Source organism: Burkholderia sp. Ax-1724 (assembly GCF_011752995.1).
In the GTDB taxonomy this organism is placed as follows: domain Bacteria; phylum Pseudomonadota; class Gammaproteobacteria; order Burkholderiales; family Burkholderiaceae; genus Paraburkholderia.
Genome location: NZ_VWWL01000009.1, coordinates 192939 through 210773 on the forward strand (window position 1 = coordinate 192939; position 17835 = coordinate 210773).

The following is a 17835-nucleotide window of genomic DNA, read 5'->3' on the forward strand; positions in this document are numbered from 1 at the left end:
TTGCCCGGTCGCCAGCCCTGAATCGTAACGCAATAAATGGCGCCATATTGTTGCGGTGTGCAGGGGGTTGGGGTGCGGGGGCGTAGTGGATGGTTTTGTGTTAGCGGTTTTTGTCGGGGGCCTGGTTTTTGAAGCGGTTTATGTGTTTTGCGCGATCCGCACGCGGGTTTAAGAGCTTAGGGGAGAAATCTGGCTAACGTTGATACGCCTGGATCACGCGGGACGGGGTCGATCTCGCGGGACGCATCGCACGTTCCGTAACCGGCGATGGGCAAGCACTTCGAGAACCTATCCGTACAAAGGAGAGCCTATGATGCACGTCATTAGATTATTTGGGCTGCTTTGCCTGGTAGCACAGACGGCGTATGCGTCTACATCGATTTACGGATCGGCATTCGACTATAAGAAGGCTCAACCCGCGAGTGCATACTTCAGCGGAAAGAGCAGGGCAGAGATCGCATCGTATTGCAAGAAGGAATATCTCGGGACGATGGATGCATTCGACCATCAAATAGGCCTGTTCCTGCGTTCTCCCGGCGTGATCGGATAACGGCAGGCCTGGTCACGAGAATACGTAGCCGGCCTGCGCTTCCATGAGTGGCCGCCGTCTCCTTACTCCTTCGCCGCATACTCCTTATCGAGCCGGTCATACAACGGCTTATTAACCAGCCGCTGACGCTCGCTGAACGGCGCAACGATCGTCGCGTCTTCGTCGAGGCGGCCGTTGCTCCGGAGCGTGCCGAGCGCGCGCTGCATGCCGACCAGCGCGCCTTGCAGCGCCGCGTTCGCGTACAGCACGATGCCGTAGCCGAGCTTCGCGAGCGTTTCGCGCGACTGCACCGGCGTCTTGCCGCCGATCACGATGTTGATGAGTTGCGGCGTCTCGAACAGCGACGGCAGACGTTCGATGTCGGCGAGCGACTCGGTTGCCTCGATAAAGAGAATGTCGGCGCCCGCCTCGATGAAGCGATGGCCACGCTCGATCGCGTCCTCGATGCCATGCACCGCGGCCGCGTCGGTACGCGCCATGATCTGCAGGTTGGCGTCCTCGCGCGCATCGACGGCCGCGCGGAGCTTGCCGACCATCTCGCTCGTGGCGACCACTTCCTTGCCCGAGAAGTGGCCGCATTTCTTCGGCATCACCTGGTCCTCGAACTGGATCACGTCGGCGCCGCTGCGCTCGAGCACGCGCACGGTCTGCCGCACGTTCAACGCGTTGCCGAAGCCGGTGTCGGCGTCGACGAGCAGCGGCAGCGCAACCGCGTCGCGAATGCGTGCCGTGTGCTCGGCGACTTCGGCAAGGCCGATAAAGCCGAGGTCGGGCAGGCCCAGCGACATATTGGTGACGCCCGCGCCGGTGACGTAGATCGCTTCGAAACCGGCGTCCTCGATCACGCGTGCGCTCATCGCGTTGAACGCGCCAGGCACGAGCAGGCCCTGGCGTTGATTGACCTTGGCGCGGAACGCGGCGCGGCGGGTGGCGGCTGTCGTCATGGTGCTATGTCTCCGGAAGAAAAGCGTGGGTGGAACGTACGCAGCATTGTGCAGGAAGCATGCCATTGACTGGTGTTTCGGGGGCAAACCGGCGGATCAAGGGTTGGCGTGACATAAGCCGGTAAAAGGTGTTCATGGGGTGTTCATGGCAGAATAAGTAAAACGTTCCAGAAACGTTTCATCGACACTGCTTCAACCAGGAGCCCCACGGTGTCCACCTTCAACCCGTTTCTCGCCAACCCGATCCCACCCCTCAATTCGAACGCCGATTCCAGCCGTCCCGGCGTCGCGCTCGTCAGCATCAGCCGGCTGCAATCGCTGTGCGAGGCGGTCGAGCCGCGCTACGCCGGACGCGCGAAATTCTTCACGGTGCGCGAGGGCTACGGTGCGGCCGTCGCGGCACTGCAAGCCTACGTGGATGCGGGCGCGGTCGACGTCGTGCTGTCCGCCGGCTCGAACGGCGCGTATCTGCGCGAGAACCTCAGCGTGCCGGTCGTGATGGTCAAGGTGAACGGCTTCGACGTGCTGAGCGCGATCACGCGCGCCACGGCCACGTGGCCCGGCGCGCGCATCGGGCTCGTGCTGCACGCGGCGATCGCGCACGAACTCGCCGATCTGAGCCCGCTGCTCAATGCCGATTTGCGGCAGCGCGCCTATCGGTCGCTCGACGAGGTGCGGCTCGTGGTCGAACAGCTGGCCGCCGAGGGCTGCGGCGTCGTCATCGGGGCCGGCATGGCCTGCGATCTGGCGCAGCAGGCCGGCATGGAGAGCGTTTTCCTGTACTCGCTCGCGGCGGTCGAGGAAGCCTTCGAGCAGTCGGTCGAACTGGCGCGCGTGAGCCGGCAGAAGGAGGCGAAGCGCGTGCGGCTGAATACGATCGTCGCGCATCTGCGCGACGGCGTCGCCGCGTTCGATGAGGCCGGTCAGCTCGAAGCCGTCAACCCGGCCATGCTCGAACTGCTCGGGCTCAGGCTCGACACGGCGAAAGAAGCGCCTCTCGCAGGCGCCGGGAAACCGATTCCGCAGGACGCCGGCGACCTGTCATCGCAGGTCACACGCACGCTCGCGCCGCTGCTGCGCGAAATCCTCGGCCACGACCGGCCGGTCGACGAGCGCATCGAGCAGATAGGCGGGCGCGCGCTGATCGTCAATTGCGTGCCGATCGTCGAGCAGGGCACGCGCGCCGGTTTCGTCGTGACCGCGCAGGACGCGCTCGTCGCGCAGCGGATCGACCGCTCGCTGCGCACGAACCAGCGGCCGAAGCAACTGGTCGCGCGGCATCGGCTCGACGATCTGATCGGCGCGTCGGCGGCGCTCGAACGCGTGCGCCGGCTCGCGCTGGCCGGCGCCGCGCACGACGCGACCGTGCTGCTGAGCGGCGAAAGCGGCACCGGCAAGGAGTTGGTCGCGCAGGGCATCCACAACGCGAGCCCGCGGCGCGGCAATCCGTTCGTCGCGTTCAACTGCGCGGCGCTGCCCGAGGGGCTGATCGAAAGCGAACTGTTCGGCCACGAGGAAGGCGCGTTCACGGGCGCGCGGCGCGGCGGCAAGCCGGGGCTCTTCGAAATCGCGCATACCGGCACGATTTTTCTCGATGAAATCGGCGAAATGCCGGCCGCGCTGCAAAGCCGGCTGCTGCGCGTGCTGCAGGAGCGCGAGGTGATGAAGCTCGGTGCGAGCCGCGCCACGCCGGTCGACGTGCGCGTGATCGCGGCGACGCACCGCGACCTGCATGCGCTCGTCGAGCAGGGTGCGTTTCGCGCGGATCTGTATTTTCGATTAAACCTGCTTCAGATAAAATTGCCACCATTGCGTGAACGGCGCGCCGACATTGCCTTGCTGGCGCGGCATCTGCTGGGCCGCAACGCGCTGCAGTACGGCTTGCCGGCGGCGTCGCTCGAACGGGTGCTGGCGTTTCTGGCGCCGCTTTTTGCGAATTACGCGTGGCCGGGCAACGTCCGCGAGCTCGAAAACCTGCTCGTGCGCGCCGCGATCTATATCGGTTCGATGGCTGGCAACAGCGCGCCGGACGACGCCTCGGCGGACTGGCAGGCGGTGTTTCCCGAATTCGGGCGGCTTGGGCCGGCAACGGCGTCCGAAGCGCAGCAGACAAGCGCTGGCGTCGCCGCCGACGCCACGGCCCCGCGCGCGATGCCGACCCGCGAGGAAGTGCTGCTCGCGCTCGAACGCTCCGGCGGCAATCGCGCGGCCGCGAGCCGCGCACTGGGGATCGGCCGGACCACGCTGTGGCGGCTTCTGAAGGATTGAAGCGGCCTGGCCGCAGGCCCCCAAAGCGAGCCGATAGTCGGTACCGGTAAAATAAATAGTGTCAGACTATCAATATCATTTAAACAATCCGCTTTACCTATCGGGCTCGGTTTGGCATACTGACTCCACTTTCCACCCACTCAGAAAGAGGACTCAGCAAATGCCGATCATCAACAGTCAAGTCAAACCGTTCAAGGCACAGGCTTACCACAATGGCGATTTCACGACCGTCACTGAAGAAAGCCTGAAGGGCAAGTGGTCGGTTTTCGTGTTCTACCCGGCCGACTTCACGTTCGTCTGCCCGACCGAACTCGGTGACCTGGCCGATCGTTACGAAGATTTCAAGAAGCTCGGCGTGGAAATCTACAGCGTGTCGACCGATACGCATTTCACGCACAAGGCATGGCACGACACGTCGGACACGATCCAGAAGATCAAGTACCCGATGCTGGCCGACCCGACGCTCGCCATCTCGCGCAACTTCGACGTGCTGATCGAAGAAGAAGGCCTCGCACTGCGCGGCACGTTCGTGGTCAACCCGGAAGGCGAGATCAAGCTGTGCGAAGTCCACGACAACGGCATCGGCCGTGACGCCGGCGAGCTGCTGCGCAAGGTTCAGGCTGCCCAGTACATCGCGGCTCACCCGGGTGAAGTTTGCCCCGCCAAGTGGACGCCGGGCGCAGAAACGCTGACCCCGTCGCTCGATCTGATCGGCAAGATCTAAGGTCTGCGCAGCGCCTGCTGCGGCTGTAGTCGACATTTCCCGGTATTTTCCGGTGCATCACCGCGCGAAACGCCCGATACGGCGCTTCGTGCGTCCTCGGGCCGCACGTGTTCTATCCGACGCGTGCGGTGCCGGGAACCCCACACCCCACGTCACGGAAAACGCAAAGCCATGCTTGACGCCAATCTCAAGACTCAACTCAAAACGTACCTCGAAAAAGTTAGCAGGCCTATCGAACTCGTCGCTTCGCTCGACGACAGCGCGAAGTCGCAGGAGCTGCTGGCCTTGCTGAACGATATCGCGACGTTGTCGGAGCGCGTCACGGTGATCGAGCGTCGCGGCGACAGCGAACGCAAGCCGTCGTTTTCGATCGGCGAAGCGGGCAAGGACACCGGCATCCGTTTCGCCGGCATTCCGATGGGGCATGAATTCACGTCGCTCGTCCTCGCCTTGCTGCAGGTCGGCGGCCATCCGGTCAAACTCGACGACGCAGTGATCGAACAGATCCGCAGTCTCGACGGCGACTATCAATTCGAAACGTATTTCTCGCTGTCGTGCCAGAACTGCCCGGAAGTCGTGCAGGCGCTGAACGTGATGGCGTTGATCAACCCGCGCATCCGTCACGTCGCGATCGACGGCGCGCTGTTCCAGAACGAAGTCGAAGCGCGCCAGGTCATGGCCGTGCCGACGATGTTCATGAACGGCGAAGTGTTCGGCCAGGGCCGCAGCGGCGTCAAGGAAATCCTCGCGAAGCTCGACACCAACGCCGGTGCACGTGCTGCCAAGGAGCTGGAAAAGAAGCCGGTATTCGACACGCTGATCGTCGGCGGCGGCCCGGCGGGCGCGGCGGCGGCCATCTACTCGGCGCGCAAGGGCATTGCGACCGGCGTCGTGGCCGAGCGTTTCGGCGGCCAGGTGCTCGACACGCTCGCGATCGAAAACTTCGTCTCGGTGACGGAAACCGAAGGACCGAAGTTCGCGACCGCGCTCGAACAGCACGTAAAGGCTTATGACGTCGACATCATGGACGTGCAGCGTGCCGAAGCGCTGATTCCGGGGCGCATCAACGAGGTGCGTCTCGCGAATGGCGCGGTGCTGAAGGCGAAGACGATCGTCCTCGCGACCGGCGCGCGCTGGCGCGAAATCAACGTGCCGGGCGAGCGCGAGTATCGCAATCACGGCGTGGCGTACTGCCCGCACTGCGATGGCCCGCTGTTCAAGGGCAAGCGCGTCGCGGTGATCGGCGGCGGCAACTCGGGCGTCGAGGCGGCGATCGACCTCGCCGGTCTCGTGCGCGAAGTGACGCTGCTCGAATTCGGCGCGACGCTGCGAGCCGACGAAGTGCTGCAACGCAAGCTGCGCAGCCTGCCGAACGTGACGGTCGTCACGCAGGCGCAGACCACGGAGATCACCGGCGACGGCAAGAAGGTCAACGGTCTGGTCTACAAGGACCTGGCTTCGGGCGACGTGAAGACAATCGAACTCGAAGGCGTGTTCGTGCAGATCGGCCTCGTGCCGAACACCGAATGGCTCAAGGGCACGGTGGAGCTGTCGAAGCATGGCGAGATCGTCGTCGATGCGCGCGGTGCGACTTCGGTGCCGGGCGTGTTCGCCGCCGGCGACGTGACCACGGTGCCGTTCAAGCAGATCGTGATCGCGGTCGGCGAGGGGGCGAAGGCATCGTTGTCCGCGTTCGATCACCTGATCCGCAGCAGCGCGGACGAAGAGAGCGAAGCGCAGGTCGAAGCAACGGTTTGATCGTATTGCTTGTGCTGTAGTGGTGAACGGAACGGCGGCCTGAGGGCTGCCGTTTTTATTTGCGCGGGCCGTCGCGGCGAAGCTGCACAAGCCGAAAAGCAGCCGTTGAAGGGCGGTTTTTCTCTGCGAAATTCCCGCTGCAAGTCGTGCTGCCGCGAGAAAAGACGCGCATGCTGTCATAAAACGGTGTGACCGCCGACTAAGCTTCGGGTCACGCGCGAGGGGAAGCATCCATGCACCGGGATGCAGCATCGCACCGCGTGAACGATATGTTTTTTCCGGAGCGATCACCATGAATGACATCACGATTTTGCGGCAACAAACGGACATTGTTCAGATCGACGGCGGTCTCGCATCGCGATTCGCGAGCGTATCGACTGGGGTGTATCGACCGAGTGTGCGGGTTGAATGAGGAGACGCAAAATGAATCTCGGCAAGCGTAGTTTTCGTACCTCGTTTCGCGGCTTATTGCGTACTTTTTCGTCGATCTCGTCGTGTATTCCGGCTCGCTCACGTACCGCAGCAGTCTTCGCGCTGCTCGGCGCCGGCCTGTTTGCGCTGGTGTTCACGCAGCGCATCGCGTTCTCGGCGGAGACCGCGGTCGCGATCGCGCCACCCACACTCGATGAACCGCTTGCCGCCGGCATGCCGCGCGAGGAAACCGCGGTGTTCGCGGGCGGCTGCTTCTGGGGCGTGCAGGGCGTGTTCCAGCACGTACGCGGCGTGACGAAGGCGGTGTCAGGCTATTCGGGCGGCGCGCGCGATACCGCACAGTACGAGACCGTCAGCGGTGGCGAAACGGGCCACGCCGAATCGGTGCAGGTCACGTTCGATCCGGGCAAGGTCACGTACGGCCAACTTTTACAGGTCTATTTCTCGGTGATTCAGGACCCGACCCAACTGAACCGTCAGGGGCCCGATAGCGGTACGCAATACCGCTCGGCGGTGTTCCCGCTCAACGACGCGCAGCGGCGGGTGGCGCAGAGCTATATCGCGCAGCTCGACAGATCGCATGTGTTTCCTGCGCCGATCGTCACGAAGGCGGAGCCGTACAAGGGCTTCTATCCGGCCGAGTCGTACCATCAGAACTACCTGACGTTGCATCCCGATTCGGCCTATATCGCGATCAACGACATGCCGAAAATCGTCAATCTGAAACGGCTATTCCCCAATCTGTATCGCGACAAGCCGGTGCTGGTCGAAGCGCAGCAGTAGTGGCGCCGTGACGCCTTCTTCCTTACCTTCGTCGTCTTCCGGGCGACGAAGGCGGTCGTTGTTCGTGCTCTTTTGCGGCGCATGGCGCGACCGCTTCACTCCGATCTTCGCCCCGACCCCTCGCGCGCCGTTCCCGCAGCAGCGCCCGTATCATCCGATCATCGAATCACCACGAACGTGGCGCATATTTTGCGTAAGTGCTTTCCAGCGGCCATTTTCCGCAACCCGGCCGTTGATGCGAAAGCCGCGCACGGCGTGATCGTCGCGCGTCGCCGATGCAGTAGCGCGGCGCAAGCGCATGCCGCACAGCCCGCATCTCCTGCTGGAAAAATTACATTGCCGTCAGTAGCCGCGCGGCAGTCGCCCGAGTTTCAGGTCCGCTCATGGACCTCGGGCAAGGACCCAAGCTCCTCGCGACAAGGCGAGATCGGAGGCCCCTGGTGTTGAACAGCCGTAGAAAGAAGCGGGGCGGCAGGCTCCGCCACAAACAAACCGGCAGCGCGGCGAGTTCGCTCGTCGAGGCGACCCTTGGCGCAATGGTCTTTCTGCCCGGCGTCGCCTTCGCACAGACGCCGTCGCCGCTCGGGGAGTGGCAGTACTCGGCCGGCATTGCACTGCAGAAGATGTATCAGCCGGACATCCCCGACTGGCAGGTGCGCCTCGGCGCGGCGACGTCGTTTCAGCCGCGCTTCGAGGGTTCGGACCGCTATCACGTCGTGGCCGGGCCGAGCCTCGACGTGCGCTACAAGGACCTGTTCTTTCTGTCGAGCGGCGAGGGCTTCGGCGCGAACTTCGCGCAGGGCGAGAACTGGCGCATGAGTCTCGCCGCCGTCTACGACCTCGGGCGGCGCGCGCGCGACGATCCGCAGGAACTCGACGGACTCGGCAACATCAACGCGGCGCCGGGTCTGAAGCTGGCCGGCGAATACGTCGTGTCGAAGACGTTTCCGCTCGTCGTGCGCGCCGACATTCGCCGCTACTTCGGCGGCTCGAACGGATGGACCGGCGATCTCGGCGCCTATCTGCCGATGCCCGGCAGCACGAAGCAGTTCTTCTGGTTCGCCGGTCAGAACGTGACGCTTGCCGACTCGAAATACATGAACAGCTGGTTCGGCGTCAATCAGGAGCAGGCCGCTCACTCGCAGTATTCGCCGTACCACGCGAGCGCGGGCTTCAAGTCGGTGGGCTTCGGCATCAGCGCGGTCTGGCTGTTCAACAGGCACTGGTTCGCCACCGCGGATGGCGCATTCGAGCAACTGGTCGGCAGCGCGGGCAACAGTCCGATCACGCACAGCCGGGCGACCGGGGTTGCCGATGTGTCGATCAACTATCGGTTCTGAGGCGACCGGGGCCGGCGAATACGGCGACGCGATCAATCGCGTTGCCGTAGCCATGCCGATTCACACAGGACGGCGACTTCAGCGCCGCATGAGGGATCCAGTGCGAATAGCGCTGTTTTTCCTGCCTGTATGGATTGAGTGATCTGCTCCGCTTGCTCCTGAGACACGAGCACGGGTTTGGAGTCGGCCCAGCTGCGAATCCATCCGACGATGGTTCTCACCTCGTTGACGGAAAACGAATGTATCGGCGACAGCAATACGCGCGAGGCAACATTTTGCTCCGCGAAATCCAGCATCCGCATGGCAAGCACCTGCCTGAAAAGCAGGACCTCTATTTCACCATTGACACGCTTGAAGCCGAGCTCCAACTCGCGTTCATCGCGACGGTGCTCGATCCGCAAGAGTTCGGCATCGTGGAAGCTCGGGAAACTCTGGATTTCCCGCACGTTTGTGTAATTTGATTTTTCCATTTCGTTTCCGTCTATCAGGGGAGCAGTGAAAACGGCAGACCGGGGCCGTGCCCGAGCTGCCCGCCAGGCGGATCGATTGTCCCGTTGTGGGCGTGAGGGGCGCCCTGACCGCGATAGACGGTCAAGGACATAGACAGGCCGACGATTGATTTGAAGTCGCTGCCCGGATCGGCAGAGATCAGATAATCGTCGTGCGGCAGGCTGTCCGTACATGGGCGAAGGCCCAAAATAGAAAACCTGGTTGAATTGCATTCGCAGCAGCGTATCGACAGAGCGAGCGCGTCGAGGCAGTCAGCGCCTTCAGCGCAACCTGCCATCCAGCCTCACTCCCGCTTTCCCCGCGCCTCGCTCTGCATCTCCCGATCCCAGCGCCTTAACCACGGCATGACGAAATCCGCGAAACCATCGGCGGACGGCGACAGCGCGCGCTCGGTCGAGCGATACACGCAAACCCCGCGAATCGTTTCGGGATCGACGATGCGCCTCATCACGAGCCCGAACGTGCGCGCGAGCGGCGCGACGTAGGCCGGCGCCAGCGTGACCGCGAGCCCTTGCGAGGCGAGACCGAACGCGGTCGTGACGTTGTCGACGACGTCGACCGGGATAATGCGCGCCTCGGCCGGCAGATTCGCGCGCATCTGGTCGACCGCGCGTTCGTGATCGCGCCCGGTCGCGACGATCGGCACGTCGCGCAGATGCCGCCACTGCACGCGCCGGCGCGCCGCGAGCGCGTGCGTGGCCGCGCACCACATGACCCACGGGCTCGCGAACGCCGGATCGCAGCGCACGCGCGCGCCGCTTGGCCGGTCGGGGCCGATCGCGAGATCGACGTCGCCGCTCTCGACGCGCTCCACCAGTTGCTCGACCCCGGTGTCGCAGATGCGCACGACGACCTTCGGCTTGTCGCGCGCATAGTCGGCGATCGCCGCGGGCAGCGCGGTGGCCGCGATCACGAGCGGCGCGCCCACGCGCACGATGCCGGCCGCGCGGTTGCGGATGTCGTCGGCGGATTGCGCGGCCGCCCGTACGTGGCGCAGCACCGATTCGGCCGAGGCGAGGAAATCCTGTCCCGCGCTCGACAGCGCGACGCGCCGCGTCGTGCGATCGAACAGCCGGAAGCCGAGTTCGGTTTCGAGTTCGGCCAGCAACTGGCTGACCGCCGAGGCAGTCAGCCCGAGCCGGGCCGCCGCCGCGCCGATGCTGTGAAGATCGACGATGGCGAGAAACGCTTCGAACTGGCGGATCGTGACACGGGTAAGAGGCATAGGGCCGATTCTAAAGAAAAACTTACGAATCGTGAAAAATCGCTTGATTGTGCCGCGCGCGCCGAGGGCCGATACTCGTGCAAATCGACGTCGTCGGGCAAACCCGCTTAGACTTGAGTTTTGCCTGGTCGTCCGCGGCCGCGCCCGACGTCGCCGAAACCGCTCGGCCGAGGTGCGCGGCCCCGGTGTCGCGGCCGCTACCCTTGGCCTTTCGAGGCCGCCTTCAAGGACTTGCCATGTTTGACCACATTCCCGCCTATCCCGGCGACCCGATTCTGAGCCTGAACGAAGACTTTCAGCTGGACCCCAGGCCGAACAAGGTCAACCTGAGCATCGGCATCTATTTCGACGACGCCGGCAAGCTGCCCGTCATCGACGCGGTGCGCCGCGCCGAAACCGCGCTGCTCGACGCGATCGGCCCGCGCTCGTATCTGCCGATGGCGGGTCTGCCGCTCTATCGCGACACCGCGCAGGCGCTCGTGTTCGGCGCGAACCACGCGGCGCGCGAGGCGGGCCGCATCGCCACCCTGCAGACGCTCGGCGGCTCGGGCGCGCTCAAGGTCGGTGCCGATTTCCTTAAGCGCTATTTCCCGGGCTCGCAGATGTGGATCAGCGACCCGAGCTGGGAAAACCATCGCGTCGTGTTCGAGGCGGCGGGGCTCACGGTCAACACCTATCCGTACTACGACCCGCAAACGGGTGGCCTGCGTTTCGCCGAGATGCTCGCCGCGATCGATACGCTGCCCGAAAAGAGCGTCGTGCTGCTGCATGCGTGCTGCCATAACCCGACCGGTGTCGATCTGAGCCCGGCGCAATGGGCCGAACTGGTGCCGGTATTGCAGCGCCGCAAGCTGATCGCGTTCGTCGACATGGCCTACCAGGGTTTCGGCGCGGGCCTTGAGGAAGACGCCGCCTGCGTGCGTCTGCTCGCCGACGCGGACGTGCCGCTGATCGTCGCCAATTCGTTCTCGAAGAACTTCTCGTTGTACGGCGAACGCTGCGGCGCCTTGAGCGTCGTGTGCCGGAGCGCCGACGAAGCCGCGCGCGTGCTCGGCCAACTGATGGCGGCGGTGCGCGCGAACTACAGCAATCCGCCGACGCACGGCGCGCGCCTCGTCGCCAACGTGCTTGCCGATGCGCAACTGCGCGCCTCGTGGGAAGCCGAACTCGGCGCGATGCGCGAGCGGATTCTGGCGATGCGCAACACGATCTACGCGGGCCTCGAAGGCCGTGTGGACGACGTAATGCGCACGCGCTACGTCGCGCAACGCGGCATGTTCACGTACACAGGGCTGTCCGAAAGCCAGGTCGAGCGCCTGCGTAACGAATACGCAGTGTACGTGCTGCGCTCGGGACGCATGTGCGTCGCGGGCCTCAACGCGCGCAACGCCGAGTACGTGGCCTCGTCGATCGCAGCGGTGGTGTCGGGCGCCTGAGTCCGGCATCGAGCCAGGCATCAAGCGCGGCAGTATGCCGCGCATGACGGCGGCGAATGGCGGCAGGTATCGACGGGCGGCGCCGCGGCATAACATGGCATGGCATGACGCAGCGCCGCCACGACAATCACGGAGACACGAATGACGACCCTCGAAACCCGGCCGGCGAGCGTAGCGCCGTCCACCGCCCTGCATCCCGACGAATGGCAGGCGCGCGTGCAGCTCGCCGCGTGCTATCGCATCTTCGACATGCTCGGCTGGACCGAGATGATCTACAACCACATTACGTTGCGCGTGCCGGCGAGCGTCGCCGGCAACGAGCGCCACTTCCTCATCAACCCGTTCGGGCTGCACTACAGCGAAGTGACCGCGCGCAATCTCGTGAAAATCGATGCGCACGGCCGCGTGCTCGACGGCTCGCCGCATCCGGTCAACCCGGCCGGCTTTGTCGTGCATGCGGCGATTCACGAAGGCATTCCCGAGGCGCACTGCGTGATGCACACGCATACGACAGCGGGTGTCGCCGTGGCCTGTCTCGAAGACGGCTTGCAGCAGACCAACTTCTATAGCGCACAACTGCACGAGCGCATTGCGTACCACGACTTCGAGGGCATTACGATTCATGCGGAAGAGGGGCCGCGTCTGCTCGAACATATCGGCAACCGCCAGGCGGTGATCCTGCGCAATCACGGCCTGCTCGCATGGGGCCACACGTTGCCGCAGACCTTCGCGATACTGTGGACGCTCAACCGCGCGTGCGAAATCCAGATGGCGACGTTTGCGATGGGCCGCGTGCGGCCGGTGCCCGAGGACGTGGCGGCCCGCTGCTCGCGCGATGCGCTGCAGTTCGACCCGCGCCACGGCGCGGGGCAGGACGTGTTCGATGCGCTGGTGCGGCGCGTCGATCGCATCGACGCGAGCTACCGGCAGTGAGCGCGTGATGGGCGCATGAGGAGCACATGACCCGTTCGAAGCCTCAACGCGGCAAGCAGGTCAAGAAACCCAGTCAGGAATCCACGCAAGGATTGAAGCGATGAAAGTAGCGATCTATGGCGCCGGCGCGATCGGCGGCTGGATGGGCGTGAAGCTCGCACAGGCCGGCCACGCGGTGAGCGTGGTGGCGCGCGGCGCGACGCTCGACGCATTGCGCCAGCACGGGCTGCGTCTGGTCGAAGGCGGCGTCGTGTTCGCCGAACAGGTCGAGGCGAGCGAGAATCCCGCCAGCCTCGGCGTGCAGGAACTCGTCGTGATCGCGGTGAAGGGACCGGCGATGGCGGCGGTGGCCGCGCGAATCGCGCCGCTGCTCGGCCCCGGCACGATCGTGCTGACGGCGATGAACGGCGTGCCGTGGTGGTTCTGCGACGGGCTCGGCGGCGGCTTCGCGCGGCAGCGCCTGACGTCGATCGACCCGGACGGCGCAATCGCGGCGGCGATTCCCGGCGCGCGGACGGTCGGCTGTGTCGTGCATGCGAGCTGCCTCGTCGATGCACCCGGCGTGATCCGCCATCACCAGGGCAACGGGCTGATCGTCGGCGAGGCGTCGGGGCAGCCGAGCGAGCGCGTCGAACAGCTCGCGGCGCTGCTGAGGGCGGCCGGCTTCGATGCGTCGATGTCGGCGCAGATCCAGCGCGACGTCTGGTACAAGCTGTGGGGCAACATGACGATGAACCCGGTCAGCGCGCTCACGGGCGCGACGACGGACCGGATTCTCGGCGACGAACTCGTGCGCGGCTTCGTTACGCAGATCATGCTCGAAGCGAAGGAGATCGGCGCGCGCTTCGGCATTCCGATCGAGCAGGCGCCCGACGATCGTCACGCGATCACGCTGAAGCTCGGCGCGATGAAAACCTCGATGTTGCAGGACGTGCAGGCGGGCAAGGCGGTCGAGCTCGACGCGCTGGTCGGGGCGGTACGCGAACTCGGGCAGCTGACGCAGGTGCCGACGCCGTATACCGACGTATTGCTCGGGCTCGCGCGGTTGCAGGCGAGCACGTTGGGTTTGTATCCGAAGCAGTGAGGCGGTGAGGCAGTCAGGGTTCGAGGCACGCAGGCCCGAACCCTCGAGCGCGGTCTTGCCTGAAAACCGCGCGGTTTTTCATGCGGACTCGCCGCAATGAGTCCGCGCGCGCGTTACTCGGCCCCAGCCGCATGCACCGACGGCCGCATCGGCAGCTCGCCCGTCGCGGCGTGGCATTCCTCGATCATCGCCCGAAACGTGGGCGACGCCGGCAGGGCGCCGGCCGTTTCCAGTTCCGCGCCATTACGTTCCGCCGGCTCGCTGATGCCGACGCCCACCACGAGCGTCGCGCGCGGCCGCCATTCGCGCGTGCGCCGCAGCATGTTGCGCAGATACGGCGGCGACTCGGGCGCATCGAGCGACACGATGCAGATGATCGACGCGTCCTTGTAGCTCGGCTCGTCGGCGTGCGCGCTGCGATAGCCGGAGTGCGTCGCCATCATCGGCGCGAAGCCCTGGCGGCCGAGCAGTTGCACCGCGATCGCGGTCGTCACTTCGTCGAACGCGCCGCGTCCGGGCACGCACAGCACCGCCGTTTTCGTCGCGTCCCGCGACTCGGGCGTATGCGCGGGCACATGATCGCCGCGGTGCCCGGCCGCTTCCTGCGGCGCGCTGGCGAGCAGCGTGCCGCCCATCTCGGTGGCGTGGGTGGCGTGGGCCGCATCGGCGCGCGCGAGCGTGTCCGGCAAGCCATCGGCGACTTCGAGGTTCTCGACGATATCGACGAGCGCGTCGTTGATCCGCTGCAACTGGTCCGGCATCAGCACGCCGCGCAGCGCGTCGTTACGCGCGAGCCGCAAGCCTTCGAGCGCGACCTTGTCGTAGTAGTCGATCAGCGACATCTCGCGCAGCAACCGCTCGGCCTGCACGATCGCCTCGTGCGGATCGTCGGCGAGCAGGCGCTGGTAGAAATTCTGCGCGGGCGTCAGCGCGGGCTGGTCGCCGAGCAGCACGGTGAGGAAGTTGAGGCGGTCGGCATAGCGCCCGAGCGTGACGACGCACAGCGTGAGCGGCGTCGACAGCACGAGCCCGATCGGCCCCCACAGCCAGCTCCAGAAGATCGCCGCGACCACCACCGCGAGCGGCGAGAGCCCCGAGCGATGGCCGTACAGCAGCGGCTCGGCAATCTGCCCGGCCACCACGTCGACGACGATGAACAGGATCAGCGTATAGACGGCCATCGTCCATTGCGGCTGGATCGCGGCCGCGAGAAACACGGCGAGGATCGCCGCGATCCAGATGCCGATATACGGCACGAAGCGCAGCAGCGCGGCGATCACGCCGAACAGCAGCGCGCCCGGCACGCCGATGACCGCCAGCCCGATCGCGATCACGCCGCCCGTGCTGAGGTTCACGCCGAGCTGCGCGACGAAGTAGCGGGACAGACGCCCGGCGGCGTCGTTGATCGCCGTGGTCGTGCGGTGCAGGTCGCGCGAGCCGAACAGGCTGATGAGCCGGTCGCGCAGGTCCTCGCGCTGCAAAAGAATGAAGATCGTCACGACCAGCACGATGAAGCTCGTCTCGATCGGCGCGATGGCCGGCGACAGCGCGCGCTGCGCAAGCTGGATCGGCGTCGGCGCGGGCTCGTGCACCTCGACCGGCTGCGGCACCGCGGGCGCGTTGCGCGCGGCGCGCCCGGTCGGATGCGGCGGAGCGGGGCGCGACGGCGCCATGCGCTGCAGCACGGAAGCGGTGCTGCTCATCAGCGAGTCGGCGCGGCCGACGGTTTTTTCCTGCACCGTTTCGATCTTCTGCTCGATCGCTTCCTGATACTGCGGCAGGGCGCCGGCCAACTGCACGATCTGCGCGCCGATCAGCGCGCCGACCGCGAGCATCGAGGCGAGCGCGAACAGCACGGCAATGAAGATCGACGGCCACTGGCCCATGTGCAGGCGCCGCAGCATCTGCACGAGCGGCGCGAGCAGAAAGCTCAGCAGCACCGACAGCGTGATCGGAATCAGCACTGCCCGGCCGAAGTAGAGGCCGCACACGACCACGACGCCGGTAATCAGCGACACGAGGCCATGCAGGCCTGGCGTGCCCGGCGGGTAAACGCGGTTCGGCGGCCGCTGCGGCGGCGGTAACGATATTTTCATGTGAACAGAGATTCCGGTTGGAGCGCGCTGCCGGGGCGTTCCGGGAGATAACGGGGCAGCAAGACATATGCCTGAATTGTAGGCGGTTTGGCGTGCCGCGAACCAGAGGCACGCATCGTAACGGAGCGGCGCGATGGGCTCGCTCGAGTTGGCCGATTCGCCGGCTCGCCAGCTAGCCGACCTGCATGCGCAGCAGCTCCAGCAGTTGCGAACTCGCATACAGCAAGAGCCCGATAAAGCCGCCGACGAGCGTTCCGTTGATGCGGATGTATTGCAGGTCCTTGCCGATATTCAGTTCGATCTGCCGCGACATCTCGCGCGAGTCCCAGTTCTTCACCGTATCGCTGATATGACGCGTGAGGAACTGCGCGAAGTCGGGGGCCATCGCGCGCGCCGCGTCTTCGAGATGATCGTTCAGCGATTGCCGCAGCGCCGGGTCGCTCGCGAGTTCGCGGCCGATCCACTGGCCCATTGCCGCCACGCGCGCATGCAGCGCCGAGTCGGTGCTGTACAGGTCGCGCTTGAGCCACGCGCGCAACTCGCTCCACATGTCCTTCACGTAGGCGCTGAACGCCTCGCCTTCGACGAGATAGCGCTTCAAAGCCTCGCCCTGCCGCAAAAACGCGGGATCGGTCTTCAGCTTCGCGATCAGCTTTCGCGCAGCCTCGTCGAACCGCTCGCGCATCTCGTGCGCGGGATTCTCCGCGATCTGTTCGAGCATTCGGTTCGCGGCGCTCGCGATCGCGTCCGCGCCTTTCTCGCCGAGCCATGCCGAGGGCAGAATCTTCTCCATCTTCGGATACTCGCTCCTGACCCAATCGACGATGCGTGCCGCAATGAACTCGCGCGCGGGCGGCTCGCGCAGCAGTGCGATCAGCTGATCGAGCGCAGTGTCGAGCAGTTCCTGATGGCGGCCGTCGCGCGTGAGCGTGTCGAGCATCGCGCCCGTCGCTTGCGACAGATCGACCTTCGCGAGCACGTCGCGCAGCGCGTCGCGGATGAAGCTTTGGATGCGCGCGTCGTCGGCCACGTCGAGCATGCCGCCCGTCAGGCGCACGACGTAATCGCCGAGGCGTGCGGTATTGGCCGGCTCGGTGAGCCACAACGTGATGCTGCGCGCCGGGTCGTGGCGGCGGATCAGGCCGACGAGCGAGGGCACGTCGAGAAACTTGTCCTGCACGAAGACCGCGAGGTTATCGGCGATCTTGTGCTTGTTGCGCGGGATGATCGCGGTATGGCGCGCGACGAGCGGAAGCGGTACGCGCCGGAACAGCGCGGCGACGGCGAACCAGTCCGCGAGCGCGCCGACCATCGCGGCCTCGGCAATCGCCTTGATGCCGTCGATCCACACGCCGCGCGGCATGAACGCGGTCACGACGAAAACGCCGGCGGCCACGAGCAGCAGCAATAAGGGCGTGCGCCTGGCGCGCTTCAGTTCGGTGGTCTTGTCCATCGTCGGGGTGGTCCTGTCGGGCGAGGGCGGTGCGGTACGGTGCGGGTGCCATGATGCGGCACGGCCGGCGCATGCGTCCAGCCGGCGTACGCGCGGCGGCTTCGGCAAGGTAACATTCGCGCTTGGACTCGCATGCGGCTGCGTCGAATGCGATGGCGCGCAGCAGGATGTGATGCGGGTCGTGGCAAGGCACGCCGGCGCACCCGGCAGGACAACCACGCGGCGACACAACACAACACAACACGGCGAAGCAGCGTAACAAAACGCGGTTCGGCGCAACGAACCACGATGCAGCATGG

At 65.3% G+C, this 17835-nt stretch carries 14 protein-coding genes; 9 read left to right on the plus strand and 5 right to left on the minus strand.

Annotation, left to right across the window (positions count from 1 at the left end; translation table 11 throughout):
* Window positions 1-310: 310 nt before the first annotated feature.
* Window positions 311-550 (plus strand): hypothetical protein, encoded by a 240-nt coding sequence (locus F3J19_RS32375; RefSeq protein WP_205192813.1) that lies wholly within the window; start codon window positions 311-313, stop codon window positions 548-550.
* 62 nt (window positions 551-612) lie between these two features.
* On the opposite strand, the gene F3J19_RS12825 is transcribed toward F3J19_RS32375, so the two are convergent.
* The gene (locus F3J19_RS12825) at window positions 613-1494 is read right to left on the minus strand and encodes an oxaloacetate decarboxylase (RefSeq protein WP_167041725.1); all 882 of its coding nucleotides are present in this window, start codon (window positions 1492-1494) and stop codon (window positions 613-615) included.
* A gap of 210 nt (window positions 1495-1704) precedes the next feature.
* On the opposite strand from F3J19_RS12825, the gene prpR reads away from it, so the two are divergent.
* The 5 genes from prpR to F3J19_RS12850 all read left to right on the plus strand — a co-directional run bounded on the left by prpR (window position 1705) and on the right by F3J19_RS12850 (window position 8799).
* Window positions 1705-3762: a propionate catabolism operon regulatory protein PrpR gene (gene prpR, locus F3J19_RS12830; RefSeq protein WP_167041728.1), complete on the plus strand. Its 2058-nt coding sequence runs from the start codon at window positions 1705-1707 to the stop codon at window positions 3760-3762.
* A 160-nt stretch (window positions 3763-3922) separates the two neighbouring features.
* On the plus strand, window positions 3923-4486 hold the full coding sequence (gene ahpC, locus F3J19_RS12835; RefSeq protein ID WP_167041731.1) for an alkyl hydroperoxide reductase subunit C: 564 nt from the start codon (window positions 3923-3925) through the stop codon (window positions 4484-4486).
* A 171-nt stretch (window positions 4487-4657) separates the two neighbouring features.
* Entirely contained in the window at window positions 4658-6244 is a 1587-nt protein-coding gene (gene ahpF / locus F3J19_RS12840) for an alkyl hydroperoxide reductase subunit F (RefSeq protein WP_167041734.1), read from the plus strand.
* 423 nt (window positions 6245-6667) lie between these two features.
* Entirely contained in the window at window positions 6668-7459 is a 792-nt protein-coding gene (msrA, locus tag F3J19_RS12845) for a peptide-methionine (S)-S-oxide reductase MsrA (protein ID WP_167041738.1), read from the plus strand.
* 440 nt (window positions 7460-7899) lie between these two features.
* Window positions 7900-8799, plus strand: a complete 900-nt coding sequence (locus tag F3J19_RS12850) for a MipA/OmpV family protein (protein WP_167041741.1) — start codon at window positions 7900-7902, stop codon at window positions 8797-8799.
* A gap of 32 nt (window positions 8800-8831) precedes the next feature.
* Here the strand turns inward: F3J19_RS12850 and F3J19_RS12855 are convergent, their stop codons facing one another.
* Both F3J19_RS12855 and F3J19_RS12860 read right to left on the minus strand, forming a co-directional pair.
* Complete coding sequence (locus F3J19_RS12855; RefSeq protein ID WP_167041744.1) at window positions 8832-9269, minus strand: hypothetical protein; 438 nt, start codon at window positions 9267-9269, stop codon at window positions 8832-8834.
* A gap of 323 nt (window positions 9270-9592) precedes the next feature.
* Window positions 9593-10534, minus strand: a complete 942-nt coding sequence (locus tag F3J19_RS12860) for a LysR family transcriptional regulator (RefSeq protein WP_167041747.1) — start codon at window positions 10532-10534, stop codon at window positions 9593-9595.
* Between the two features lie 236 nt (window positions 10535-10770).
* Between F3J19_RS12860 and F3J19_RS12865 the strand changes: the two genes are divergently transcribed.
* The 3 genes from F3J19_RS12865 (at window position 10771) to F3J19_RS12875 (ending at window position 13987) form a co-directional block, all read left to right on the plus strand.
* Complete coding sequence (locus tag F3J19_RS12865; RefSeq protein WP_167041750.1) at window positions 10771-11970, plus strand: amino acid aminotransferase; 1200 nt, start codon at window positions 10771-10773, stop codon at window positions 11968-11970.
* A gap of 141 nt (window positions 11971-12111) precedes the next feature.
* Window positions 12112-12903 carry a class II aldolase/adducin family protein gene (locus F3J19_RS12870; RefSeq protein WP_167041753.1) on the plus strand — a complete coding sequence of 264 codons (792 nt, stop codon included), beginning with the start codon at window positions 12112-12114 and terminating at the stop codon, window positions 12901-12903.
* 100 nt (window positions 12904-13003) lie between these two features.
* The gene (locus F3J19_RS12875) at window positions 13004-13987 is read left to right on the plus strand and encodes a 2-dehydropantoate 2-reductase (RefSeq protein WP_167041756.1); all 984 of its coding nucleotides are present in this window, start codon (window positions 13004-13006) and stop codon (window positions 13985-13987) included.
* 113 nt (window positions 13988-14100) lie between these two features.
* On the opposite strand, the gene F3J19_RS12880 is transcribed toward F3J19_RS12875, so the two are convergent.
* Together F3J19_RS12880 and F3J19_RS12885 are read right to left on the minus strand one after the other, a co-directional pair.
* Window positions 14101-16083 carry an AI-2E family transporter gene (locus F3J19_RS12880; RefSeq protein WP_167041759.1) on the minus strand — a complete coding sequence of 661 codons (1983 nt, stop codon included), beginning with the start codon at window positions 16081-16083 and terminating at the stop codon, window positions 14101-14103.
* A gap of 172 nt (window positions 16084-16255) precedes the next feature.
* Window positions 16256-17536, minus strand: a complete 1281-nt coding sequence (locus F3J19_RS12885; RefSeq protein WP_167041762.1) for a DUF445 family protein — start codon at window positions 17534-17536, stop codon at window positions 16256-16258.
* Between the last annotated feature and the right edge of the window lie 299 nt (window positions 17537-17835).